Consider the following 24,292-nt stretch of genomic DNA (forward strand, 5'->3'; position numbering starts at 1 on the left):
GGACGCAATGGAGTCAGGATCGCGAAGCGATTCGATGGGGGGCGGTGGTCGGGCGGCGGGCGGGCCCAGCCCCCAGGAGAAGGCCGCTGCGGCGCGTAAGGCTGCTGAGGACGCGGCGCGGGTCGCTGCGGAGGCGGCTGCGGCCGCGGAGGCCGCCGAACGCGAGCTTGCCGAGCAGGAGGCGGGTGAGAAGAGGGCGCAGGCCAAGGCGAAGGCCAAAGCGGAGAGCGCGGCGGCCAAGGCCGACGAGACCGCCGCTGCCGCCGCCGAAGCAGCGAGCAAGGCCGAGCAGAAGGCGGATGCCGCGTCGGCCGGCAAGGGTGATCAGAAGGCGGATGCCGCAGCGGGCAAGGGGGCGGTGGCCGCTCAGGAGATCGCGGCGGGGTACGCGTTCGACGGGGTGGCGCTGGAGCTCGGCACCGTCGTGGTCGACGGCGAGGTGGATCCGGCGGCGCGGGTGCGCATTCCGATGCGCACCATGAACCGGCACGGCCTCGTGGCAGGCGCGACCGGCACCGGTAAGACGAAGACCCTGCAGGGCATCGCCGAGCAACTCTCGGCCGCCGGGGTTCCCGTGGTACTCGCCGACATCAAGGGCGACCTGTCGGGACTGTCGCAGCCGGGCGCGGCCAACGACAAGCTGAGCGCCCGTGCCGCCGAAACCGGCGCCGAGGACTGGCAGCCCACGGGCTTCCCGACCGAATTCGTCTCGCTCGGCACCAACGGCATCGGTGTCCCCATTCGCGCCACCATCACCTCGTTCGGGCCGGTGCTGCTCAGTAAAGTGCTCGGGCTCAACGAGACTCAGGAATCCACGCTCGGCCTGATCTTCCACTGGGCGGACAAGAACGGCCTCGCGCTGCTGGATCTCAAGGACCTGCGCGCCGTCATCACGCATCTCACCAGCGCCGAGGGTAAGGACGATCTCAAGGGCATCGGCGGCGTCTCGGCGGCCACTGCGGGCGTCATCCTGCGCTCGCTGGTCAATCTGGAGGCCGATGGCGGCGACACCTTCTTCGGTGAGCCGGAGCTGGATCCGAGCGATCTGGTGCGCACCGCGGGCGGCCAGGGCGTCGTCACGTTGTTCGAGCTCGGCGCGCAGGCGGCGCGGCCGGTGATGTTCTCCACCTTCCTGATGTGGGTGCTCGCCGATCTGTTCCAGACGCTGCCCGAGGTGGGCGACGTGGACAAGCCCAAGCTGGTCTTCATCTTCGACGAGGCGCACCTGCTGTTCGCGGACGCGTCGAAGGCGTTCCTGGACCAGGTCGAGCAGACCGTCAAGCTGATCCGCTCCAAGGGTGTCGGCGTGTTCTTCTGCACGCAGCTGCCCACCGACATCCCGAATCAGGTGCTCTCCCAACTGGGTGCGCGCATCCAGCACGCACTGCGCGCCTTCACCCCGGACGATCAGAAGGCGCTGTCCAAGACGGTGCGCACCTACCCCAAGACCAGCACCTACGACCTGGAGAAGGCCCTCACTTCGCTCGGCACCGGTGAGGCTGTGGTGACGGTGCTGTCGGAGCAGGGCGCACCGACTCCGGTGGCGTGGACCAGGATTCAGCCGCCTCGCTCACTGATGGACACCATCGGCGACGAAGCGATCAAGTCACGGGCACTGTCCAGCTCGCTGCACGGCAAGTACGGCCAGACCGTCGACCGCGAGTCGGCCTACGAACTGCTCGCAGCGAAAGTCGCTGCGGCAGAACAGAGCCCGGAAGCCGCACCGGCGCCCGGTCGCGCATCGAAGACCGACGAGGATTCCACCGCCGAGCGCATCATGAAAAACCCTGCGGTCAAGAGCTTCCTGCGTTCGGCGGCGACCGCCGCAGGCCGGGAGATCAGCCGCAGCATCTTCGGTACCCGAAAGCGCTGACTACCAGTCGATTTCCCGCACACAGTGTGGTGTGCGGGAAATCGTGTGCAGGCTCAGCTCGTGTCGTCGCCGGGCGCGCTCCACGATCGAGCGGGCTCAGCGCGCGCCGTGATCGAGTCCGTCAGCTCGCGTCACGATCGAGCAGACTCGGTTCGCGGCGGACGAGCTGCGCATAGTGCCCCTCGCGCACCGCGATGACGCGAGTGCGTGGCGCGCCGTGCTGATACGCACCGGTGCACGGGACGGCAAGCAACTCACCGGCCCGCAGGTCGGCGGGCAGCCGCACGTCGGTAGCGAGGATGACATCGCCCGCTCGCCCCGCGACGGTCGCGCTCACCAGCGGACCGGTCGTCGAGCGATTCGCCACTACTGTTCCCGCGAAAGTACCTGCCCGCGTGCGTGTCTCGCTGTCGATGACGACGGAGACATGCCCGCCGTCGCTGTGCTTGACCGACAACACCCGATACAGCGTCACCCCGGCCCGCGCCACGATCCCGCGCCCCGGTTCGAGAACAACCTTCGGCCGCGGAAAGTGTTGCCGGGCACACGCCGCGTCGAGCGCGTCCTCGATGATCGCGGACAGCTCGGCGAGGTTCATCTCCGCGTCACCGTTGCGGTAGGCGATCGCGTGCCCGCCGCCGAGGTCGAGATCGGTGAGCATCCGGTCATGCTCGTGCCGGACCACCGCCATCTCGGCGACCATCCGACGGATCGCTTCACCATAGTGATCGGGGTTGTAGATCTGCGACCCGAGGTGGCAGTGGAAGCCGATCAGATCGAGCATCGGCGCGCCCAGTACGCGCGCCACGGCCGCGGCGGTGGCTCCACCGAGCGGAAACCCTGGTCGGTCCGCCTCATGGACGGCGTCCCCTTCGATGCCAGGAGCCAAGCGCAACAGCACCCGCTGCGGGCGGGCCGTGACGACCGCGGTGAGCAGCTCGATCTCGGCGAGCGAACTGACCACGATCCGGCCGACCCGCCGCGCCACCGCGGTCTCCAGCGTCTCGCGGGATACGCCGTTGGCATGCAGAATAATTCGCTCAGGGTCGACCCCCGCCGTGAGTGCGGCGGTCAACTCGCCGGACGTGCACGCGACCACCGAAAGCCCTTCGTCGGTGACCCAGTCGGCCACCGCCCCGACCAGTAAAGCGGCTGCAGCGTAAGCGATCTCGGTCTCGGGGAAGGTGTTGCGATAGGCGCGGCAGCGCTGACGAACTTCCCGTTCGTCCAGTACCCGCGCGGCGGTGCCGTACGTTTCGGCGATGTCGGCGAGTGCGACCCCACCGACCACAATCCGGCCCTCGTCGTCATACCTCGCATCGCTGGGCCATACCGCGGAGTCCAGGTGCGCGGTAGTTCCCGACCGCATCGGCGCGAAGAAGTCCACTAGCGTCACGGGTGCTCTCCTGATCCGCTCCCCGCTTTCTCCATCTGCGGGGCCTACCAAGGCTTACGCCGCCGGACCGCCCGAGAGCGGTCGCTTAGCGCAACGTTGACCACCCTCGACCCGATCTTGACGGATCACTGACACGCCCGACCGCGCGGCGAGCAAACGCCGCGCGGTCCGGCGGGACACTCAGCAGCCGACGTCGCGGCACATCAGATCGGCGATGGTCTCCCGGCGCACCAGCTCCCGGCACTGCCCGTGCCGCACCGCGACGATCGGCGGCCGGCCGACGCTGTTGTAGGACGAGGCCAGACTGTGGTGGTACGCGCCGGTGGACGGCACCGCGAGCACCTCGCCGGGCCGCAGGTCCACCGGCAGCTGGACGTCGGTCGCCAGGATGTCGCCCGCCTCGCAGAAGCGGCCTGCCACCGTCGCGGTCATGCTGGCGCAAGTAGGGTGTCGGTTCGCGACGACAACGCTGTAGCGCGCGCCGTACAACGCGACGCGCGGGTTGTCGCTCATCCCGCCGTCGACGGTCACATAGGTGTGTCCGCCCTCGATGTGCTTGACCGAGAGCACCCGATACAGCGTCACGCCCGCGTGCGCGACGATGGCCCGGCCCGGCTCCAGCGAGATGTGCGGGCGCGGGAAGTGCTGCCGTGCGCAGGCCGCGTCCAACGCGTCCTCGATGATCGCGGCGAGTTCGCCGAGGTTCATCTCGGGATCGCCGGTGCGGTAGGCGACCGCGTGCCCGCCGCCGAGGTCGAGCTCGGTCAGCAGGTGTCCGTGGTCCTGCCGGACCCGCGCCATCTCGGCGACCACCCGGCGCACGGCCTCGCCGTAGTAGTCCGGGTCGCAGATCTGCGAGCCGAGGTGGCAGTGGAAGCCGACCAGGTTCAGTTTCGGCTGCCGCAGAATGCGCGCCACCGCCTCCGCGGCCGTGTCGCCGCCGAGCGGGAAGCCGAACTTCTGATCGGTGACGCCGGTCTTCACCGCGGGATGTCCGTGTACGTCGATGCCGGGGGACAGGCGAAGCAGCACATTCTGCGAGTCGGTGACCAGCGCCGAGAGCAGCGTGATCTCGGCCAGCGAGTCGACCACGATCCGGCCGACCCCGGCCTTGATCGCGGCGGTCAGTTCATCGAACGATTTCCCGTTGCCGTGCATGATGATTCGGCGCGGAGCCACGCCGGCCGCCAGCGCGATGGCCAGCTCGCCGGACGAGCACACATCCACCGACAGCCCCTCCTGGGAGACCCAGTTGGCGACCGCGCGGATCATCAATGCCTTACCCGCGTAGATGATCTCGGCCTCCGGGAAGGCCTTGCGGTAGGCGCGGCAGCGCTCCCTGACCTCGCGCTCGTCGAGGACGTAGGTCGGAGTGCCGTACTGGTCGGCGATGTCGGCCAGCGCCACCCCGCCGATGGTGATGCGACCCGCGTCGTCGTAATGCGTGTCGCGCGGCCATACGGCCGAGTCGAGACGAGAGGGCATTCCCGACTTCAGCGACGGGAAGATTTCCAGCAGCGTCACGGTGTCTCCTGTGTGCGCCCCCGCTATTCCGTATGCGGGGCCGCTGTCAGGACTACGCCGATTCCGCTGGGGCAAACGTCCAGCTTACGGCTGCTTGACGACCGAGGGCCCGATCTTGACGGATCCCTGACCCCGGTCGTGAGGTGCGTCTCGCTAGCCGCCGAGCTTCTTGTAGAAGGCACCCGCGATCGGCGCGGTGACCGCGCGCGGACCGTACTGGCCCGCCACGCTCATCCCCTTGCTGATCAGTCCGGGCACCACCCGCATCTTGTTGCGGGCCAGCGCGTCGATGGACACCTTCGCCGTGTACTCCGAGGACACCCACATGAAGTCGGGCACCAACCGGTCGACGATCGATGCGTCGGCCGGATCGGGCGCATCGGTGCGCACCGGGCCAGGTGCCAGCAGCGTGACATGGACGCCGGAACCCTTGAGCTCCCCGCGCAACGACTCACTGAAGGTGTTGGCGAACGCCTTACTCGCCGCGTAGGTGGCGTTATTGGGAATCGGCATGTTCCCCGCCGCCGACCCGCTGATCAGAATGCCGCCACTGCCGCGCGCGATCATGCCCGGCAGCACGGCGAGCGTGAGGTCATGCACCGCAATGGCATTCAGCTCCAGCTGCGCACGCTCGTAACTCGGATCGAGCTCGGCGACGGCGCCGAACGTCGCGATCCCGGCGTTGTTGCACAGGATCGAGATGGTGCGCGCCGAGAGCTCCTCGACCAGCGCCGCACGCTGCGTCCGATCGGCGAGGTCCACCGCGCGCACCTCGGCGGCGATCCCGTGCGCCAACGTCAGCCGCTGCGCCAGCTCGGTCAGCACCTCGCCGCGCCGCGCAACCAAAATCAACGAATACCCGCGCGCGGCGAGTTCGGCGGCCAACGCGGTGCCGATGCCGGAGGAGGCGCCGGTAACCACCGCGCGATTCTCAGAAGTAGGGGAGGGCAAGCTCACGCCAGGAGCCTATGCGATCCGCCGCCGCCATCCATCCTGTGCCCGCCTTGCTGAACAAGGACAGTGGCGGCGGCGGCGCGAGTGGGCCGCGCCCCTCTGCCGGGCTCAGGTGAGTCGGTCGATCTTCGGTGGGGTGGCGATCTCGGTGGGGTCGGGGGAGCGGACGGGGAGCAGGGCGAGCAGGCCGAGGACAAGGATGAGGACGATGCCGATGATGCCTGCTCGGTCGGCGTCGAAGAACCAGACGAAGAGGCCGAAGAAGGTAGGGGCCAGGAAGGAGACGGCGCGGCCGGTGGTGGTGTAGAGGCCGAAGAGCTGACCTTCGCGGCCGGGTGGGGCCAGGCGGGCGAGGAAGGAACGGGCCGCGGACTGGGCCGGGCCGACGAAGAGGGTGAGCAGGAGTCCGAAGATCCAGAACATCAGTGGTCCGGAGACTGCGAGCAGCGCGAGGCCGCAGATGATCATCGCGGTCAGCGAGACCACGATGACGATCTTGGGTCCGCCGCGGTCGTCGAAGCGGCCCGCCACGATCGCGCCGAGTGCCGCAACCACATTGGCGGCGACGCCGAACAGCAGCACGTCGGAGTCCGCGATGTCGTATACCCGAACCGCAAGCACCGCACCGAAAGTGAACACTCCCGCGAGGCCGTCGCGGAATATCGCACTGGCGATCAGGAACGCGGCCGTGCGCCGATCGGTCACCCACAGCTCGCGCAGGTCGCGGGCCAGAATCCGGTACGACGCGAAGAACCCCGCGTTGGCCGCGCCGGGATCGGCGTCGGTGCGCGGCAATTCGGGCACCGTGAACAACACCGGCAGCGCGAACGCGGCGAACCAGACCGCCGCAACAATGGCGACCAACCGGATGTTGAGCCCGTCATCGGTCGGTATACCGAGCAGCCCGCGCGTGTCACCGTCACCGGCGATGAACCCGAAGTAGCAGATCAGCAGCAAGAAAATGCCGCCGAAATAGCCCATCGCCCAACCGAACCCGGACACCCGGCCGACCGTCGCGGGCGTCGACACCTGACGCAGCATCGCGTTGTACGGCACGCTGGCCAGTTCGAAGAACGCGGAGCCCAGCCCGAGCAGTACCAGCCCGAGCCACAGGTAGTGATAGTCGTCGTGCACGAAGAACATCAGCGTCATCGACGCGATGCAGAGCGCGGTCAAAACAGCAAGGGAGCGTTTACGTTTCGCGGTCGCGTCGAACCGTTGCCCGCTGACCGGCGCCGTCACCGCCACCACCAGCCCGGCCAGACCAAGCGCCCACCCCAGCCACGCACTCGGCGAAATCCCGCCCGGCAGATCGTCACCGACCTTGTCGGTCAGGTACACCGAGAACACGAACGTGAGAATCACCGCGTTGAACGCCGACGACCCCCAGTCCCACAGCCCCCAAGCCGCCACCTGCCCGCGCCCGGCGGCCTGTCCTACAGTCGCCCGCGCATCCACCTCGCTCATGCCTCCACCTCGCTGGCACTCGGCTCCGGCATACGCGAAGCGCGCTGTGACACGATTCGCTCGCGGCGCTCCCTCATGCCTCCACCTCGCTGGCGCTCGGCTCCGGCATACGCGAAGCGCGCTGTGACACGATTCGCTCGCGGCGCTCGCTCATGCCTCCACCTCGTTGGCGCTCGGCTCCGGGATGCGCAAAGCGCACTCCAACACGACTCGCTCGCTCATGCGTGCACCTCGCCAGCGCTCGGCTCCCGACATGCGCAATGCGCGCTGTGGCGCGACTCGCTCGCTGCGCTCCCTCATGCCGCGCAGCCTAATGCGGATCAGCCGTGACAACGGGTCAACGCTCGACACCAATGGCAGAGTATGCACTCAGTTGCATAGTACTGGGTGTCACGGCTATTCTGGCCGCATGGCCCTCGAGCACGCGTTGCTGGTATCGCTGACCGAGCGAGCCGGCTCGGGGTATGAGCTGGCGCGCCGCTTCGACAAGTCCATCGGGTACTTCTGGAGCGCGACGCATCAGCAGATCTATCGCGTGCTCAAGCGCATGGAGGAATCCGGCTGGCTGAGCAGCGAGTCGGTGGCCCAGGACGGCCGACCGGACAAGAAGGTCTACGCGGTGAGCGCGGCGGGCCGCGCCGAGCTGGCCCGCTGGATCGCCGAACCCTCCGATACCGGCACCCCGCGCAACGAGCTCGCGGTCAAGATCCGCGCCGCCGCCTACGGCGATATCGGCGCGCTGCGCACCGAGGTCGCGCGCCACCGTGCCGAGCACGCCCAACGCCTCGACGTCTATCGCCTCATCGAGAAACGCGACTTTCCGGCACCGGATCAGCTCTCCGGTACGGCTCTGCACCAGTACCTCGTCTTGCGCGCGGGCGTCCGCGTGGAGTCGGGGTTCATCGAATGGTGCGACGAAGTTCTGCACGCCCTGCATCCGCCCGCGACAGCCCCGCGCGGCGATTGACCGGAGAAAGGTGAGACAGGCATGAGTGCCTTCCCCCATTTGTTCGAGCCGCTCGACCTCGGCTTCACCACCCTGCGCAATCGCGTGGTGATGGGGTCGATGCACACCGGCCTGGAGGACCGCGCCTGGGACACCAACAAGCTGGCGGCCTACTTCGCCGAGCGGGCCCGCGGCGGTGTCGGCCTGATCATCACCGGTGGCTACGCACCCAACCGCACCGGTTGGCTGCTGCCATTCGGCAACAAGCTGACCAATAAGACCGAGGCGTACCGGCACCGGGTGATCACCAAGGCGGTGCACAAGGAGGGCGGCAAGATCGCCATCCAGATCCTGCACGCGGGCCGCTACTCCTACCTGCCCGGCAGCGTCTCCGCCTCGTCGATCAAGGCGCCGATCAATCCGTTCCGGCCGCGCAAGCTCTCGGCCAAGGGCGTCGAGCAGACCATCGACGACTACGCGCGCTGCGCGAAACTCGCCCAGTTCGCCGGGTACGACGGCTGCGAAATCATGGGCGGTGAGGGCTATTTCATCAATCAGTTCCTCGCGCCGCGCACCAACAAGCGCACCGACAAGTGGGGTGGCTCGCCGGAGAACCGGCGCCGCCTCGCGGTGGAGATCGTGCGCCGCACCCGCGCTGCGGTCGGGCCGAACTTCATCATCGTGTTCCGGCTCTCCATGGCCGAGCTGGTCGAGAACGGCCAGACGTTCGACGAAATCGTGGCGCTGGCAAAGGAACTCGAAGCCGCGGGCGCGGACATCCTGAACACCGACATCGGCTGGCACGAGGCGCGCGTCCCGACCATCGTGACCTCGGTGCCGCGTGCGGCGTTCGTCGAGTTCACCGCGAAAATCACCGAGCAGGTGAACATTCCGGTGTGTGCGTCCAACCGGATCAACATGCCGGAGATCGCCGAGGAGATCCTGACTCGCGGTGACGCGCAACTGGTTTCGCTGGCGCGCCCGTTCCTCACCGACCCCGAGTGGGTGAACAAGGCCAAGCAGGACCGGGTCGACGAGATCAACACCTGCATCGCCTGCAACCAGGCCTGCCTGGACCACGCTTTCCAGCACAAGACCGTGTCCTGCCTGCTGAATCCGCGCGCCGGACACGAGACCGAGCTGAAGCTGCTGCCCACCCGGCGCACCAAGCGCGTCGCGGTGGTCGGTGCGGGTCCGGCGGGGCTGTCCGCGGCGGTCAACCTCGCCCAACGCGGGCACCACGTCGATCTGTTCGAGGCCGACGACAAGATCGGCGGTCAGTTCGACATCGCCCGCCGCATTCCGGGCAAGGAAGAGTTCAACGAGTCGATCCGGTACTACCGCCGGATGCTCGAAGTCACCGGTGTGATCGTGCATTTGAACAGGCGAGTGACCGCCGCCGAACTCATCGAGGCCCGCTACGACGAGGTGGTGCTGGCCACCGGCGTGAAGCCGCGCATCCCGAACATCCCCGGCATCGACCACCCGATGGTGCTGTCCTATGCCGAGCTGGTGCGCGAGGAGCGCCCGGTCGGCAAGCGCGTCGCGGTCATCGGAGCGGGCGGTATCGGCTACGACGTGAGCGAATTCCTCACCGTCGAGGGGCATCCCACGCTCAAGCTCGACGAGTGGAAGGAAGAGTGGGGCGTCACCGCCGACGACGAGCAGGCACGCGGGCAGCTCACCAAGCCGAAGCCGTCGCCGGCCGCCCGCGAAGTCGTTCTCCTGCAACGCAAGACGACGCCGTTCGGCAAGGACCTCGGCAAGACCACCGGCTGGGTGCACCGCGCCGCCCTCAAAGCCAAGGGGGTCGATCACATCGGCGGCGTCAACTACGAGCGCATCGATGACCACGGCCTGCACATCAGCTTCGGCGAGAAACGCCAACGCCCCCAACTGATCCCGGTCGACAACGTGATCATCTGCGCGGGCCAGGAATCGGTCCGCGATCTGGAGGACGAGCTGCGTGCCGCGGGCATGAACCTCTACCTCATCGGCGGCGCCGAACTGGCCGCCGAGCTGGACGCCAAGCGCGCCATCGATCAGGGCACCCGCCTCGCCGCGCGACTCTGAGTATGAGCCCGGTGTCGCCGAAGGGCGACACCGGGTGACCTCGTCTGATTTCCGCCAGCGTCGCGGCGAGATCTTCGCAACGCTGGCCAAGTGACTCAGGACAGCAAAACCATCGTGCAGAACGCGTGGAAGGCCTTCGCCACGCACGATTTCGACCAGATATCCGCGTTCTTCACCGAGGACGCGGAGTGGCTCGCACCCCCGCAGAACGCCACCGCGGTCTTCATGAACGGCCCAAGCCACATGATCGGCCGGGACGCGATCGCCGACTTCCTCGCCTACGGCTTCGCCAAGATGTTCGCCAAAGACGTCAACCTCACCTTCCACGGCTTCTACGCCGAAGGCGACCGCGTCATCGTGGAGGAAACCATGAGCGCCACCCTCGCCAACGGCAACGCCTACGAAAACGACTACTGCTTCATCTTCGAACTCCACGAAGGCCGCATCCACCGCGTCCGCGAATACATGGACACCGCCCGCGCCCGCACCATGGTCTTCGGCTAGCGGCGGACTTGTAGGGTCAGCGCCATACGTCTTTGCTGGCTGGTGTAGTACGAAGCAACTCCGCGCGGGCGATCTTCTTGCGTCGGCTTTCCCAGAGGTCGCGGGCCAGCGTCAGTACCGGGCCGGCCAGTGAAACGACGATCAGGGCTACCCAGAATCGCTCGTTCGCCGGCCGGTCGGGGTAACGCTCGGACCAGTAGAGGCTGGTGCCGATGACGATGGCGGCCATGGTCAGCCAGAACATGAGCCGACGGGTGGTGCGTTGTCGGCGTCGCCGCGCCTGCTGTACCGCCGCAAGTCCGCTGTCCACTTGCAGTCGATAGCCGGGTAGGTCGGCCACGTCGGCGGCGATGCGCAATTTGGCGAGTTGTCTGCCGATCTCGTAGTCGACGGCCTCGACACCCTGGAGATACGCGGGCCAGTCCTTGCGGATCTCGATGAGGGACTTGAGCTGATCCAAGGGCGATCTTCGCTCGTTCCACCACGCGACGAACGCGGCGATCAGCGCTCCGGTGACCACGCCCGCCGGAACGAACAGGCCGATGTAGTCGACAAACAGGGAACCCCGCACGATGTCCTCGGCCGCCGATGTCATAGGAAAAGGCTCTCAGAGCCGGCGGCTACGTGTGCGCGATTCGGCAGCGGGCATTCGGTGGCGTGACCTGCTGGTCAGGCGAGCCGAATCGCGCTATCGCGGCGGATCTACCGCTCTTTCGGCGGCCACCACGCGCCCATGCCCAGCGAGATCAACCGCATCTGCTGCACGGTGCGATCGATGATCGCGTCCCGTTCACGCGGCAGCGCCGAGATGTAGGCGACGATGCCGTCGGTGACGGTCGAGACCAGGAGGTCGGCGGCGATCTCCAGATCCGCGTGACTCCAGGAGTCCAGCGCGGGAATGCGGGAGAGGTCCGCGACGAGTTCGCGGACGATCAATTGGAGTTCCAGCGCAATGGATTTGCGCAGCGCCGCGGACCCACCGTGCCGCTCCCGGGTGAGGAAGCCGAACAGTTCGCGTTTCGGCTCCACCTGAGCGAACACGAATCGCACCGTGTCGGACAGGCTCGCGTCCGGTTTGCGCCGTACCTCGCGCAGCGCGAGGCGCAACGCGGTGATGCCGTCGTCGACCAGCTGCGCGCCGAGGTCGTCCAGCGACGCGAAGTGCCGGTAGAAGGCGGTCGGCACGATGCCTGCCGAGCGGGCGATCTCACGCAGGCTCAGCGCCGCGAAGCCACGGTCGGCAGCCAGGGCGAGGGTGCCGTCCAGTAGGGCCTGCCGCGTGCGCTCCTTGCGCTCGCCTCGGGTTTCTGCCTGCTCAGTCATCACGGTGAGCATACATCCGTTCACCATTCGTCTTATCTCCAGATGTTGTTCGCGTCACATGTTTTGCCGGTTGACACCTGACCCCGGTCATCAGTCACACTAGTTGAGTGTACAGACGTGCACTGAAATTGGAACGCAACGTCGCGGCTCCTGCAAGTCGAACAGCCCCGACATAGAGGCACGGAGTAACGAATGGTGGATCTCATCAACCTGGTGCAGACCCTGACCACACCGCATCCGCTGGACCGGTATCTGGAACTCGTGCGCCCAACCCTCACCGCGCGGGAGATGCGCGCCGAGATCATCCAGGTCGACCGTTCGGTCCCGGGGTCGGTGACCCTCACGCTGCGCCCGACCCGGCAATGGAAAGGTCACGCCGCCGGGCAGTACGTCCAGATCGGCGTGGTGATCAACGGTGTCCGCCACACGCGCTGCTATTCGCCGGTGAACCCGGCGGGCGGCCGGGGCAGGCACCTTCAGCTCACCGTGAAGGCGCACCCCGAGGGCCTGGTCTCGCAGTACCTCGCCCGCAACGCGACCCCCGGCATGGTGGTCGATCTCGAGCAGGCCGCCGGTGTCTTCCAGTTGGTCGACCCGCGCCCGGAGCGGGTGCTGCTGATCAGCGGCGGCAGCGGTATCACGCCGGTGCTGTCGATGCTGCGCACCCTGGCCGAGGAGGGCTACCCGGGTGAGGTCGTTTTCCTGCACTACGCGAAGTCGCCCGAGGTGGTTCCGCACCGCGCGGAGCTCGAAGCGATCGCCGAGCGGCACAAGAACTTTCGGATCGAGCTGCGCCATCCGTGGCGGCCCGACACCACCGGCGTCGACACCTCGGCGCCGTGGGTCGACGTGGCGAACGCGAAGTCGAACGGGTACTTCGACTACGACGAATTGGAGCGGGTGGCGCCGTGGTTCGCCGAGGCGCACACCTACGTCTGCGGCCCGCAGTCGCTGATGGACTCGGTGCGCAAGATCTACGAGGCCGAGCAGCTCGACGATCGGCTGCACACCGAGGAGTTCACCCTCTCGCTCACCCCAGTCGACGCGGACGAGGCCTTCGGCACGGTGCGCTTCTCGGCAAGCGGTGTCGCCGCGGACAACAACGGCGCGCCCCTGCTCGAGCAGGCCGAGGCCGCCGGACTCAGCCCGGAGTACGGCTGCCGGATGGGAATCTGCTTCTCCTGCACCGCGGTCCGGCGCACCGGTTGCACCCGCAACCTGCGCACCGGCGAGACCGACAGTGACCCGGATCAGCCCATCCAGCTCTGCATCAACGCCCCCGTTGGCGACGTCGACATCGACATCTGAACCCGAGCAAAGGATTAATCGAATGACAATCCTGACCGAAACCAAAGACGGCCCGCTGGTACTGAGCCCGGACCAGATCGAAGAACTCGGCAAGGCGCTCGACGAGCTGCGCGCCAGGGTCGTCGCCGACCTCGGCGACCGCGACCGCGAGTACCTCTACTCGATCATCAAGGCGCAGCGCGGTTTCGAGATCGCCGGGCGCGGCCTGATGTACCTCGGCTTCCTGCCGCCGGTCTGGTTGGCGGCCGTCGCCGCGCTGAGCGTGTCGAAGATCCTGGACAACATGGAGATCGGCCACAACGTCATGCACGGCCAGTACGACTGGATGCGTGAGCCCGGTCTGAATTCCCGTGTCTTCGAATGGGATACGGTCTGCCCGGCGGACCAGTGGAAGCACTCGCACAACTACATCCACCACACCTACACCAACATCCACAACAAGGATCGCGACATCGGCTACTCCATCCTGCGGATGGACGAGAGCCAGTCCTGGAACGTGCTGCGCCTCGGCCAGCCGCTCTACGCCTTCGCGCTGATGATGCTGTTCGAGTGGGGCGTGATGGCCCACGATCTCGAGGTCGAGAACATCGTGCGCGGCAAGCGGACGTGGTCCGACATCAAGCGGCTGGTCAAAGGCCAGTTCCGCAAGGCGGGCAAGCAGGCGCTGAAGGACTACCTGATCTTCCCGGCGCTGACCGGCCCCCTGTTCCTCAGCACGCTGGCGGGCAACGTCACCGCGAACCTGGTCCGCAACGTCTGGGCATACTCGATCATCTTCTGCGGTCACTTCCCCACCGGCGTACAGACGTTCACCGAAGAGGAGACCGCCGACGAGACCCGCGGCGAGTGGTACATCCGGCAGATGCTCGGCTCGGCCAACATCACCGGCGGCAAACTGTTCCACATCATGTCCGGCAATTTGTCGCACCAGATCGAACACCACCTGTTCCCGGACATCCCGGCGGCCCGCTATCCGGACATCGCGCCGGAGGTTCGCGCATTGTGTGAAAAGTACGGACTCCCGTACAACACCGGCTCGTTGAGCAAGCAGATCGGCTCGGTCTGGCTGAAAATTTTCAAGCTCGCACTGCCGCCGAGCTTGGTCAAGAGCGAACCGTCTCCCGGTGTTATCGTGATGCGTCAGCGAAAGGCAACCGAAGTGGGCGTGTGAATGATCGGGAAATTCGAAAGCAACAAGGACCTCATTCAAGAATTGACGTCCTCGGGCGCCAAACATGTCGGCAATATCGCGAGCATCATCGCGGGCACCGTCGCGGAGGTCACCAAGGAGATCGGTGAGTGGGTGACCGACGCGATCGAGATGAACGAGGCCGCCGCCGCGGCTCGGCGCGATGCCGCCGAGGCGCGGCGGGAGGTGGATCTCGAGCCCGACGATCCGGCACCGGCGGCGCCGAAGCCCGCGGTCGCTACCGAGACGTCGTTCGTCGACGCCGAGGTGGTCGAGCCGGAGGTCGACGAGACCCGCTGATCACCACACCGGCAGCCTGCGCCGGTGTTCGGTGACGTCGGTGACCAGATCCCGGTACCCGTCGGTCAATTCGGCGAGCCTGCACCACTGCAGGTGGGCTTCCCCGTCCACCTGCACCGGGCGTGCCCGCTGCTGTGGCGCTCTGCGCAGAGCTCGTTGTGCCGCAACCCATTTCGCGGCCATTCGATCGATCACCGCGCCGAGCGTCTCGGTATGCAGCGAGGCGCCGCCGCGGTGCTCGACATTGTCGGCCACCCACACGTCGATCTGCCCGATCAGTTCCGCCCGCTGCCCGTCGATGTCCTCGACCCGCTGGGTGCACGCCGCGACCCGCCCCGGCGAGGCGTCGGCCGCGTGCGCCGCTTCGATTGCCTTGTGCCGCCGCTCATGACACTCGACGAGTTGCCGGGCGGCACTGAGCACGCCGTGCCGGTGCCGGTTCGGATCGTCGGGTTCGCGGAAGGCGCGCAAGAGTTCAGCGGGTGGCGGCAGTTCTTCTGTCCCGATACGGACGCGTGCGTATTCGGTCGGCATGTGCGTACACCCCTGCGGTATCTATCCCATTCTGGATGCGCCAGGGCCGAGGGGGATTTCGGGGAGGGGCACCCCTCGGCTCCGGCGCAGCCCCGAGCTCGGACGCCACCCCCACAGTCCACCAGCACGGCAAAGAAACCGGGAAATCCGCGACGATGCGATGAGGAAGACGACCCGAATAATCGGGACTCTTTCAGGAAAGCGCGGTTGCCGAATCGGCGCAATAGTATGGTGTACGAAACCTAAAGCCGCTTGTAAATCGTTATGGTCCGTTACGGATCGGTCACATGAGTGCACCGTCGGTATCTCCGACAACGATGGACGGGCGCACGATCAGCAACCGGATCGGCGCGGCGGCTGCGCGGTCTCGGTCGATCCGCTAGCCTCGGTGTTCGTGCCCGCCTACGTGTCATCGCCCGAGCTCACCTTCGGGTTCATGTTCGCGCTGGAAGACCCCGAGCGAATCGGAGAGGTCGTGCGCACGCTCATCGTTCGCAAGACCGTGTCGGTCTTCCGCCTCGCCAGGCTCTCCGACGACAACGGACCGCCCGAGCGTTACGTGGTCAACTGGGCCGCGATACCGCAGATTTCGATCACCACCGAGGCCCCGGCCACCGATGATCTGCAGGCCCAGCGCATCATGCTGGTCAATGCGTTCCTCAGCGAGGACGGCGAAGTGAGTCTGTATTCGGCGCAGGGGAGCGGCCCCGGCTAGGCGTCCCACTCCGGAACGCCGAACAGCGCCATGGTGATCTGGTACAGGTGTGCACTCAGGGAGGGAAGCGCCTTGGCGCCAGGGCCTTCCAGGCAGTCGCGAATACGATCGTCGACCGCGCCGATGAGTGCGTCGAATATTTCCGCCGGAATGTCCACCGGGATATCGCCCTCGGCGCGACCGATTCGAAAAGCGGCGTGCATGCGGTGCGCCAGTAACGTTTTCATCTGCCGACGCTGTTCGGCGACGACCGGCCCGGCGACCAGGCATTCGATATGTAGCGCGCGGGCGTAGATCCCGTTCTCGGCCAGGACGTGCAGGTAGGTCTCCAACGTGGTGCGGATGAGCGCGCGCCACTCGCTGCGCGGGGTGGCCTGCACGCTGCCGGCGAGTTCGCCGAGTACCAGTCCGACGGCCGCCTCGAACGCCTCGGCGAAGCAGTCGTCCCTGCCGCGGAACAGCTCGTAGAAGGTGCGCCGCGAGACGTTGGCGCGGGCCACGATGTCGCCGACAGTCGTTGCGGCGTAACCCCGTTCGGCGACCGCCTCCAGTACTCCCAGATACATCCGCATGCGCTGCGAGTGGGCCACCGCCTCCGGCGCCATGCCGTGGGTGCCACGTGGCAGGCGGCCGCGGTCGACACCGGCTTCGAGTCCCATCCCCTGAGGATAGACACCTCGCGCCCGTGATCTGACTCATACTTGTCCATTCGATGTGGTCCCGGTTACTCTCACACCCGCCATAGGTACGGTCGTGTTTTTAAGCAGGTCGGCCAGGAAGGTCGAGGGCTATGCGGGCATTACGTCGCGGGTCGGGTCGGGTCGGAGCCCTGGTGGTCGCCGCGGCGATGGCCGCGTTGTGGGTCGTGCCGAGCACCGCTGCCGCCGCATCGGCGCCGGACGGGGGTGAGCTCGGCAGGCAGTGGACCGCCGCGCACGACGGTCCGGCGAAGTACCCAGGGCCGGTGCACATCGACTTCGACGTGCCGATCACCATGAGCGACGGAACGGTGTTGAAGGCCAATATCTATCGGCCGGTCGACGCCGACGGCCACATCGTGACCGAACCGCTGCCCACCATCGTCAACCTGACCCCCTACACGAAATTCGTGTCGCTGGTCGCTGATCTGGCCCTCAACATCCCGGTACTGTCCGACGCGCTGATCGAGCTGGTCAACCGGTTCGACTTCGCGGGCACACCGTTCGACTCGATCACCGACCTGACCAGGGCGCTCAGCGGCGGTGCCGCGCGGACCTTCGGGGCAGACCGCAAGCTGGTGCAGCACGGCTACACCTACGTCGTGGCCGACGTGCGCGGCACCGGATATTCCCAGGGTGCATGGCAGTTCTCCAGAGCAGGGAGAACCAGGACACCCTCGAAATGATCGACTGGGCGAGCAAGCAGCCGTGGTCGGACGGCAATATCGGCATGTCCGGCATTTCCTACTCCGGCATCAATCAATTCAAAGCGGCCGAACAGAATCCGCCCGCGCTCAAAGCCCGTCGGCGCCCAGCTTCGTGAATGTGCCGTTGAGCAAGCCGCTGGGTTAGCGAGGGACAGAATGGGTTCCCGCCTATCGGCCGTTTACGGCGGGGTCTGCGACGCGCCGAACTGGTGTGCATCTATTTGTTGGCGTGTCGATATCCGATCGTGGCGTCGGCGACCGTCGAATACGCGAGAATCGCAGATATTCCGCACCTGGTTTGTGGCGTGGATCGAAAGCACCGGAAAGGAGCATCGATCATGGAACCTCAAAGCCCTGACTACATTGCGAAGGCGGCCACCCCGGTCAACCCGATTCGCGTCAGAGGAGATCTGGATCCCGCATTATCGCGGTGGATGTGGCTGGTCAAGTGGCTGTTGGCCATCCCGCATTACCTCGTGCTGCTGTTTCTGCACATCGCCTACTTCGTGGTCACCGTGATCGCGTTCTTCGCGATTCTGCTCACCGGGAAATACCCGAGGGCGATGTTCGACTTCAATGTCGGGGTCATGCGCTGGACCTGGCGGGTCGAGTTCTACGCACTGTCGGTGCTCGGCACCGACAAGTACCCGCCGTTCAGTCTGCAGCCGAGCGACGAGTACCCCGCGGATCTCGCGATCGACTATCCGGAGCGGTTGCATCGCGGTCTGGTGCTGGTGAAGTGGTGGCTGCTCGCCATTCCGCACTACCTGATCCTCGCCGCGATGACGACCGGCGGCATGGCGTTCTCCATGTCCGATGACGACGTATGGTCCGGCGTCGGCAGCATTCCGCTGATCAGTATTCTGCTGCTCGTCGCGGTGATCGGGCTGCTGTTCACCGCGCGTTACCCCCGGGGTGTGTACGACTTCGTCGTGGGCATCAACCGGTGGAGCATCCGGGTGCAGGCGTACGCCACGCTGATGCGCGACGAGTACCCGCCGTTCCGGCTCGACCAAGGCGCCCGTGAGCCCGAAATAGGCTGAATACCAACAAGTCCCGCTACCGAATCCGCCCGCTGAGTCAGCGGGCGGATTCGTATATCCGGCGGACCACGTCCTCGATCTCCGGTTCTTCGATGGACAGATCGCGCACCTCGGTCCGATCCGACACGATCGCGAGCAGCTGTGCGGCCGTGGTCCGCTCGGGGTCGAAGGCCAGCCGCTGGCGCATCCCGCCTGCCTCGGACCCGAGCAGCTGCGCGCAGGGCAGGTCGTCGATATCCGGTGTCGGCTCGGCCAGGTCCACGACGAGCACGCGCCGCGCGCCCACCGTGGCGGCCAGCCCGGTCAGCGATCCGTCGTAGACCAGGCGGCCGTGGTCCACCACGAGCACCCGGCCGCAGAGCCTTTCGATGTCGCCCATGTCGTGCGTGGTGAGCAGCAGGGTGGTGCCGCGGTCCGCCCGCTCGGCGCGCAGGAACTCGCGCAGCCGCTGCTTGGACAGCACGTCTAGGCCGATGGTCGGTTCGTCGAGGATCACCAGTTCCGGCGAGTGCAGCAGCGCCGCAGCCACTTCCGCGCGCATGCGCTGGCCGAGCGAGAGCTGGCGCACCGGGGTATCCAGTGTGTCGGCCATCTCCAGCTGCTCGATCAGCTCGTGCTGGCGCTTGCGCGCGACGTCCGGATCGAGCCGGTGGATGGCCGCGAGGATGGAGAACGATTCGCGCAGCGGCAGATCCCACCAGAGCTGGGAGCGCTGCCCGAACACCACCCCGATCCGGGCGGCGAGTTCGCGCCGCTGCCGGACGGGTTCGAGCCCGCAGGTGCGCACCCGGCCCGAGGTCGGCACCAGGATGCCGGTGAGCATCTTGATGGTGGTGGACTTGCCCGCGCCGTTGGCGCCGATATAGCCGACCGCCGTGCCGCGCTCGATCCGGAAGGTCATCCGATCCACCGCGGTGAGCGTGTCGCGCCGCCGACGCCAGCGGCGGCCGTCCTTGCGGTACAGGGTGAATTGCCTTGTCAGGTCCTCGATGTCGATGATCGGGTCCGAAAAGCCGGAGTCCGCCACGTTATCCGCCGCCTCCCTGATAGTGCCGAGTACCGAACCGCCAGCAACTCAGGGCCAGCAGCCACACCCAGAGCACCGCCAGCGGGGACCACCAGGCCAGCCACGCGGGCAACAGCGCGGGACCGGGCAGCCGCAGCAGGGCGATGGTCGGCAGATAGGCGGTGAAGCAGACCGGAATGGCGAAGCCGAACAGCAGTCGCAGCGGGATCGGAAAGACGGTGGCGGGTTGCACCGCGGCGAACGAGCCGCCGTAGGTGAAACTGTTGGTGAGCTCGGCGCCGTCGATCAGGAAGAACTGCAATCCGGCCGCGCACACGAAAACGCCACCGAACAAGGCAATCCCGCTGACCAGGGTGAGCAGCACCAGCGCGGCGGTGGCCGGACCCCAATCGATGTCGTTGCGCAGCAGCCCGAATCCGAGCACGACGAGCGCGACGGCTGCGCGGGCAAAGCGGCGCAGCGAGATGTCACTGGTGATGAGCTGGAGCAGCAGTGGCTGCGGGCGCAGGTGATACGCGTCGAGCTGACCCATCCGAATCAGCGTTGGGAGGGTGTCCAGATGACCGAAGACGACCTGAGCCAACGCGAACGTCGACTGCCCGAACCCGAACAGCAGCAGAGCGGCGTTCAGATCGAGGCCGCCGAGCACCCGGACGTTGTGGAAGATCACCCACACCTCGGCGAACTCGACCAGGCCGATCAGGAACGCGCTGAAAACCTCGCTGGCGAACGACAGCCGGTAGGACTGCTGGGCGCGGATCCGCGAGCGCAGCACCGCCGCGTACGGGGTGGCCCAGGTCCCGGCCCGCACGGTGCCCGGCTCAACCACCCTGCACCTCCAACTTGCGCCGCCCGGCCGCCAGCAGTATCCGGCCCGTGCCACCCACCACCAGCACCCAGAACACCTGGACGGCAACCACACTCACCGCGGCGGTCCCGGTGATGCGGCCGGACAGCACATCGATCGGCGCCTGCAGGATCGAGGGGAACGGCGTCGCCTGCGCGACGGTGCGCAGCCACGCGGGGAACATGTGCACCGGCACGAACAGTCCGGCCAGGAACGTGCCGGCGACCTGATACAGCACGCGGATGCCGCGGGTCTCGACCACCCAGAAACCGATCAGCGCCACGCCGAACAGGCAGAGGAACGACAGGGCCACGGCGAGTAGGACGCTCAACGTGCCGAGCAGATAGGGGCCGGGCGTGTTGGGCATGACGAGTCCGAAGGTGAGCACGCCGACCAGCACGCTCGGCACCCCGCGCGGCAGCATGGTGGCGGCCGCTCGGCCGAGATCAGCGGCGAGATAACCGAACTGGACGTCCACCGGGCGCAGGAAATCGATCGCGATGTCGCCGTTCCTGACCCGGTCGGCCAGGTCCAGCGGTGGCCCCATGAACTGCATCGCGCCGAGCAGCCCCTGCGAGAGCCACACGTACGCGCCGATGGAGCCCTCGTCGTAGCCGCCGAAATCGCCTGCGGCGCGCACGGCCGCCAGCATCACCGCCGCGCGTACGAAGCCGAAGACGCAGTTGGTGAAAAGGCCTGCGAACATCGCCAGCCGGTACTGCGACTGCCGCCGGAAACCCGCGCGCGCGAGGTGCGCGTAGACCGCGACGGCGCGCCATGGATGCCGGGGCGCGCCGAGCCGTCCGTCCCCGCCTGCTCTGTCGCGCACAAAGAGTCAAGCCTAAGCCTGTCGGCGAGAGCGCGGATGAGCTTCCGGAATTCCCGACCCGAATCACCGGAAGACTCGCACGCAGCGCGGGAATTCGGACGTGCCATCGGGTCGGCGGGTGCGCCAGCGCATGACATCGTGCCCGTTGGTTGCCATACTCAGGCGGAACGGACTAGCGACGATCGGACGCAGGGTGTCCAGGTCGCGCAGTAGGCTTGTCATCGAATCATGTCGCGGTAGCGAAAGACTGGGAACCCGGGAGGGGAACGGTGGACACGCTGAAGCTGGATCCGGCGGCGGTGGCCGCTTACACCGCGATCGCGGACGCGGTCTCCCAACAATTGGCCTCGGCGGCCGCGGTCGCCTCCGGGGCGGTGAACCAAGACCAACTGGCCGCCGACCTGGGGCTGGTCGGCGCCGATTTCGCGGCGCGGTTCGCCACGGCGGTATCCGAACACGCCCAGGCGCTGTCCACCGCAGGACAACTCGTCGGCACCTACGGTCAGATCCTGCGCGGCTACACCTCGGACATGCAGGGCATCGACGTCGACACCGCGGGCGCCATCACCCGGACCGGGGAGACGCTGACATGAGAAGCCTGACCGGACTACGCAGGCGGTCGCAGGCCGCACCGGCCGACACCGTCGCGCCCGTGACCACGTACCAGGACCCGAATGTGGACCCGCCGATCGTCGCCGCGCTGGTGCGCCCGCTGCTCCAGTTGCGCGCCAGCCTCGGCACCGGCGTCGGTACCCCGAACCAGACTGCGACCAACGCGCTGTCGGCCGCCGCCACCCAGGCCGCCGATGTCGAAGGCCCGCACCGCGACGGCCTGCACGCGCTGGAGTCGACCTGGACCTCCCGCGGCGCCGACGCCGCCGTGCCCGCACTGCGCACCACGCAGACCGAGATCGGCGAGATCTCCGACCGCGGACCGGCGTATCTCAGTGTGCTCGGCGACGCGCACGCCACCAGCGCCCGCGCCGCCAGGACGGTAGACCAGATCATCGCCGACTTCCGGCGCGACGCACGTCAGATCCTCGGCAACGCCACCGCCGCACCGGACACCGACGCCGTGATCGCGCGGGCCACCCAGGCGCTGCGCGACGCACTCACCACGGTCAACGTCGCGCAGACCGAGATGGATGACCACAGCAGGCGACTGGACCGGATGGGGCCGCTCACCGTCACCCAGCCGTCCGGCGTCACCGCCGCACAACCGAGCACCACGAGCCAGTTCATCCCGGGTGGCACAAGCCAATTCGTCCCCGGCACTGCGGCACCCGGTACCACGGCGCCCGGCATCGGCGGCACCACGCAGCCTGCGGATCCGGCGCTGGCCGCCCAACTCCAGCTGCAACAGCAGCTCATCTCCGCGGGCGTGCAACTCGGTACCGCCGCCATCAACGCGGGCGTGGACATCGGCACGAACATCATCGACAAGATCGCCGGCGTCGGCACGCACATCGTCGACAAGGTCGCCGAGGTCGGCACGCACGCCATCGACACCGTGGCGGCCGGCGCGGACAAGGCTGTCACCGAGGCGATCCGGCCGGGCAGCACCACCGGCGATCAGTCGAGCGGTGCGCCGAACTCGAGCGCCTCGCCGAAGCTGTTCGACTTCGGGGCGGGCGCACGGCCGTCCACCCCGTCCGCGCCGACCGGCCCCGGCACGGTGATCCCGCCCGCCCAGCACGGCTCCGCGCCGTCGGCGCGGGTCGAGGCGCCGCCGCCACCACCGGCACCGGAGTCCAGGCCCGCGCCCGCTCCGGCACCGCAGGCGCAGGCCCCGGCGGATACACCGTCGCGGTCGGGCAACCCGGATCAGCAGAGCCATCCGGGTACCGGCGGTGGCGTGGCATTGCCGCCGCCGCCACGCGCGGACGACCAGGAGCACAAGCCCAAGGACGGCCAGCTCGGCGTCACCGTGCCGACGGCCGCGGTCGCCGTGACCCCGGTCCTCGGCGACTACGACGATGACACCCTCTGACCCGAACCCACCGGGTCGGCAAGAGGGGCAGCACAATCCGTTCGACATGGGCCTGCCCATGCTGCGCACACCCACCGGCAAGGCGCGACGGCGGCGGCGCCCGTCCGGTCGCCGCGCACCGGTGCGTCGCCGAGATCCGGAGGTCGCCGTGTCCGAGCCACCAACCCCGGAGCGGCCCCGGCGGACCGGCGACTGGGAGCACTGGCTCGACCCGCAGCCCGCGGTGGTGCAGCCGCCGCAGGCACCGCCGGTCGAGCCGGAGCGGCGGCGCACACGCGTGGCCGAGTTCACCGCCGAAGGCCCCGAGGACAACGTCAATCCGCCGCCCGCGATCATCAACCGGTCCGGCATCCACCCCGGCGTCCCGCTGCGCCACCCCACCCGGCGGCGCGAGCAGCCGCGCGGCGGCAACAAGGTGCTCGCGGTCCTGATCGTGCTCGGTGTCGCGATCGCGGTCGTCTCGATCCTGTTCACCGCCGTGCACGGGTTCGGCACCGACACGCCCGCGGCCACCGCCACCGGCACCATCCCCGCCCGCGGCGCCACCGGAATCGCCACGACGACAACGACAACGGTGCCCGCACAACCGGCGGCGATCGCGACCCAGGGCTGCGAACAGAAGCGCACCGCCGACTCCGTCTCCGGCACCGATCCCGGCGGCACCGCCAACGGCCCGGACGCCATCCTCGCCTTCGAATACGCCTACTACGTGGAACGCTCCGGCTACCGGGCGCGCGCCGTGGTCGCCGACAACGCCATCGTCTCGCCCGCCGAGCAGATCCAGCGCGGCATCAACCAGATTCCGGTCGGCACCCGCTACTGCGTGCAGATCAACCGGACCCGCGACGGCGACGACGGCCTGGCGCACTGGGAGGTCAAGCTCACCCAGCAGTACCCCGGCGAGCAGCCCAAGACCTTCACCCAGCTCATCACCACCCGGACCATCGCGTCCCGCACGCTGATCACCGCGATCGCCTCGGCCTGAGTCGGCCGACGCGGAATCAAGGGTTGCAATCGGTACCGTGGTACCGGCTTACCGTGGCTG

Annotated in this window: 23 protein-coding genes and 1 pseudogene; 13 read left to right on the forward strand and 11 right to left on the reverse strand. The window is 67.6% G+C overall.

From position 1 onward, the window contains the following. Positions 1-7: 7 nt before the first annotated feature. Positions 8-1,873, forward strand: coding sequence for a helicase HerA-like domain-containing protein (locus ACIHA7_RS14210; RefSeq protein WP_397289309.1), 1,866 nt, complete (start codon positions 8-10; stop codon positions 1,871-1,873). A gap of 121 nt (positions 1,874-1,994) precedes the next feature. Here the strand turns inward: ACIHA7_RS14210 and ACIHA7_RS14215 are convergent, their stop codons facing one another. The 4 genes from ACIHA7_RS14215 to ACIHA7_RS14230 form a co-directional block, all read right to left on the reverse strand. Beyond that, positions 1,995-3,269 (reverse strand): diaminopimelate decarboxylase family protein, encoded by a 1,275-nt coding sequence (locus tag ACIHA7_RS14215; protein WP_397289311.1) that lies wholly within the window; start codon positions 3,267-3,269, stop codon positions 1,995-1,997. A 180-nt stretch (positions 3,270-3,449) separates the two neighbouring features. Further along, positions 3,450-4,793 (reverse strand): diaminopimelate decarboxylase, encoded by a 1,344-nt coding sequence (gene lysA / locus ACIHA7_RS14220; RefSeq protein WP_135235334.1) that lies wholly within the window; start codon positions 4,791-4,793, stop codon positions 3,450-3,452. Positions 4,794-4,946: 153 nt separating this feature from the next. After that, entirely contained in the window at positions 4,947-5,750 is an 804-nt protein-coding gene (cmrA, locus tag ACIHA7_RS14225; RefSeq protein ID WP_397289314.1) for a mycolate reductase, read from the reverse strand. A 105-nt stretch (positions 5,751-5,855) separates the two neighbouring features. Then, on the reverse strand, positions 5,856-7,214 hold the full coding sequence (locus ACIHA7_RS14230) for an MFS transporter (protein WP_397289316.1): 1,359 nt from the start codon (positions 7,212-7,214) through the stop codon (positions 5,856-5,858). A gap of 409 nt (positions 7,215-7,623) precedes the next feature. Between ACIHA7_RS14230 and ACIHA7_RS14235 the strand changes: the two genes are divergently transcribed. The 3 genes from ACIHA7_RS14235 (at position 7,624) to ACIHA7_RS14245 (ending at position 10,737) form a co-directional block, all read left to right on the forward strand. Next, entirely contained in the window at positions 7,624-8,181 is a 558-nt protein-coding gene (locus ACIHA7_RS14235) for a PadR family transcriptional regulator (RefSeq protein WP_397289318.1), read from the forward strand. A 21-nt stretch (positions 8,182-8,202) separates the two neighbouring features. Continuing rightward, a complete protein-coding gene (locus ACIHA7_RS14240; protein ID WP_397289320.1) occupies positions 8,203-10,233 on the forward strand; it encodes an FAD-dependent oxidoreductase in 2,031 nt (676 codons plus the stop codon). A 90-nt stretch (positions 10,234-10,323) separates the two neighbouring features. Further along, positions 10,324-10,737 carry a nuclear transport factor 2 family protein gene (locus ACIHA7_RS14245; RefSeq protein ID WP_397289322.1) on the forward strand — a complete coding sequence of 138 codons (414 nt, stop codon included), beginning with the start codon at positions 10,324-10,326 and terminating at the stop codon, positions 10,735-10,737. A gap of 16 nt (positions 10,738-10,753) precedes the next feature. On the opposite strand, the gene ACIHA7_RS14250 is transcribed toward ACIHA7_RS14245, so the two are convergent. Together ACIHA7_RS14250 and ACIHA7_RS14255 are read right to left on the reverse strand one after the other, a co-directional pair. Further along, positions 10,754-11,332, reverse strand: coding sequence for a hypothetical protein (locus tag ACIHA7_RS14250; protein ID WP_397289324.1), 579 nt, complete (start codon positions 11,330-11,332; stop codon positions 10,754-10,756). Positions 11,333-11,439: 107 nt separating this feature from the next. Continuing rightward, positions 11,440-12,060 (reverse strand): TetR family transcriptional regulator, encoded by a 621-nt coding sequence (locus ACIHA7_RS14255; RefSeq protein WP_147128926.1) that lies wholly within the window; start codon positions 12,058-12,060, stop codon positions 11,440-11,442. Positions 12,061-12,252: 192 nt separating this feature from the next. On the opposite strand from ACIHA7_RS14255, the gene ACIHA7_RS14260 reads away from it, so the two are divergent. The 3 genes from ACIHA7_RS14260 to ACIHA7_RS14270 are packed head-to-tail and all read left to right on the forward strand — an operon-like array spanning position 12,253 to position 14,857. Beyond that, positions 12,253-13,368 (forward strand): ferredoxin reductase, encoded by a 1,116-nt coding sequence (locus tag ACIHA7_RS14260; RefSeq protein WP_397289326.1) that lies wholly within the window; start codon positions 12,253-12,255, stop codon positions 13,366-13,368. A 22-nt stretch (positions 13,369-13,390) separates the two neighbouring features. Next, entirely contained in the window at positions 13,391-14,539 is a 1,149-nt protein-coding gene (locus tag ACIHA7_RS14265) for a fatty acid desaturase family protein (RefSeq protein WP_397289328.1), read from the forward strand. Beyond that, complete coding sequence (locus ACIHA7_RS14270; RefSeq protein WP_397289330.1) at positions 14,540-14,857, forward strand: hypothetical protein; 318 nt, start codon at positions 14,540-14,542, stop codon at positions 14,855-14,857. On the opposite strand, the gene ACIHA7_RS14275 is transcribed toward ACIHA7_RS14270, so the two are convergent. Further along, positions 14,858-15,391: a DUF4254 domain-containing protein gene (locus ACIHA7_RS14275; protein ID WP_397289332.1), complete on the reverse strand. Its 534-nt coding sequence runs from the start codon at positions 15,389-15,391 to the stop codon at positions 14,858-14,860. A 394-nt stretch (positions 15,392-15,785) separates the two neighbouring features. Here ACIHA7_RS14275 and ACIHA7_RS14280 point away from each other — a divergent pair, with 394 nt between their 5' ends. Beyond that, positions 15,786-16,106, forward strand: coding sequence for a hypothetical protein (locus ACIHA7_RS14280; protein ID WP_107660113.1), 321 nt, complete (start codon positions 15,786-15,788; stop codon positions 16,104-16,106). Here ACIHA7_RS14280 and ACIHA7_RS14285 read toward each other — a convergent pair. Then, entirely contained in the window at positions 16,103-16,765 is a 663-nt protein-coding gene (locus ACIHA7_RS14285; protein WP_397289334.1) for a TetR/AcrR family transcriptional regulator, read from the reverse strand. The genes ACIHA7_RS14280 and ACIHA7_RS14285 overlap by 4 nt on opposite strands. A gap of 335 nt (positions 16,766-17,100) precedes the next feature. Between ACIHA7_RS14285 and ACIHA7_RS14290 the strand changes: the two are divergent. Together ACIHA7_RS14290 and ACIHA7_RS14295 are read left to right on the forward strand one after the other, a co-directional pair. Continuing rightward, positions 17,101-17,627 (forward strand): annotated as a pseudogene (locus ACIHA7_RS14290) (CocE/NonD family hydrolase). A gap of 222 nt (positions 17,628-17,849) precedes the next feature. Then, positions 17,850-18,554: a DUF4389 domain-containing protein gene (locus ACIHA7_RS14295; protein WP_397289336.1), complete on the forward strand. Its 705-nt coding sequence runs from the start codon at positions 17,850-17,852 to the stop codon at positions 18,552-18,554. A gap of 37 nt (positions 18,555-18,591) precedes the next feature. On the opposite strand, the gene ACIHA7_RS14300 is transcribed toward ACIHA7_RS14295, so the two are convergent. The 3 genes from ACIHA7_RS14300 to ACIHA7_RS14310 form a co-directional block, all read right to left on the reverse strand. Beyond that, on the reverse strand, positions 18,592-19,455 hold the full coding sequence (locus ACIHA7_RS14300; protein WP_397290757.1) for an ATP-binding cassette domain-containing protein: 864 nt from the start codon (positions 19,453-19,455) through the stop codon (positions 18,592-18,594). A gap of 127 nt (positions 19,456-19,582) precedes the next feature. Beyond that, positions 19,583-20,410, reverse strand: coding sequence for an ABC transporter permease (locus ACIHA7_RS14305; RefSeq protein ID WP_397289338.1), 828 nt, complete (start codon positions 20,408-20,410; stop codon positions 19,583-19,585). Continuing rightward, positions 20,403-21,257, reverse strand: a complete 855-nt coding sequence (locus ACIHA7_RS14310) for an ABC transporter permease (protein ID WP_397289340.1) — start codon at positions 21,255-21,257, stop codon at positions 20,403-20,405. The genes ACIHA7_RS14305 and ACIHA7_RS14310 overlap by 8 nt, the downstream gene beginning before the upstream one ends. A 269-nt stretch (positions 21,258-21,526) precedes the next feature. Here ACIHA7_RS14310 and ACIHA7_RS14315 point away from each other — a divergent pair, with 269 nt between their 5' ends. Genes ACIHA7_RS14315 through ACIHA7_RS14325 form a run of 3 tightly spaced genes read left to right on the forward strand, consistent with a single transcriptional unit; the run spans position 21,527 to position 24,232 of the window. Continuing rightward, positions 21,527-21,850: a hypothetical protein gene (locus ACIHA7_RS14315; protein WP_397289342.1), complete on the forward strand. Its 324-nt coding sequence runs from the start codon at positions 21,527-21,529 to the stop codon at positions 21,848-21,850. Next, on the forward strand, positions 21,847-23,247 hold the full coding sequence (locus ACIHA7_RS14320) for a hypothetical protein (RefSeq protein ID WP_397289343.1): 1,401 nt from the start codon (positions 21,847-21,849) through the stop codon (positions 23,245-23,247). Before ACIHA7_RS14315 ends, ACIHA7_RS14320 begins: the two co-directional genes overlap by 4 nt. Then, complete coding sequence (locus ACIHA7_RS14325) at positions 23,234-24,232, forward strand: hypothetical protein (protein WP_397289345.1); 999 nt, start codon at positions 23,234-23,236, stop codon at positions 24,230-24,232. Before ACIHA7_RS14320 ends, ACIHA7_RS14325 begins: the two co-directional genes overlap by 14 nt. The last annotated feature ends 60 nt before the right edge of the window (positions 24,233-24,292 follow it).

The organism is Nocardia sp. NPDC052316, assembly GCF_044547795.1.
Lineage (GTDB): Bacteria > Actinomycetota > Actinomycetes > Mycobacteriales > Mycobacteriaceae > Nocardia.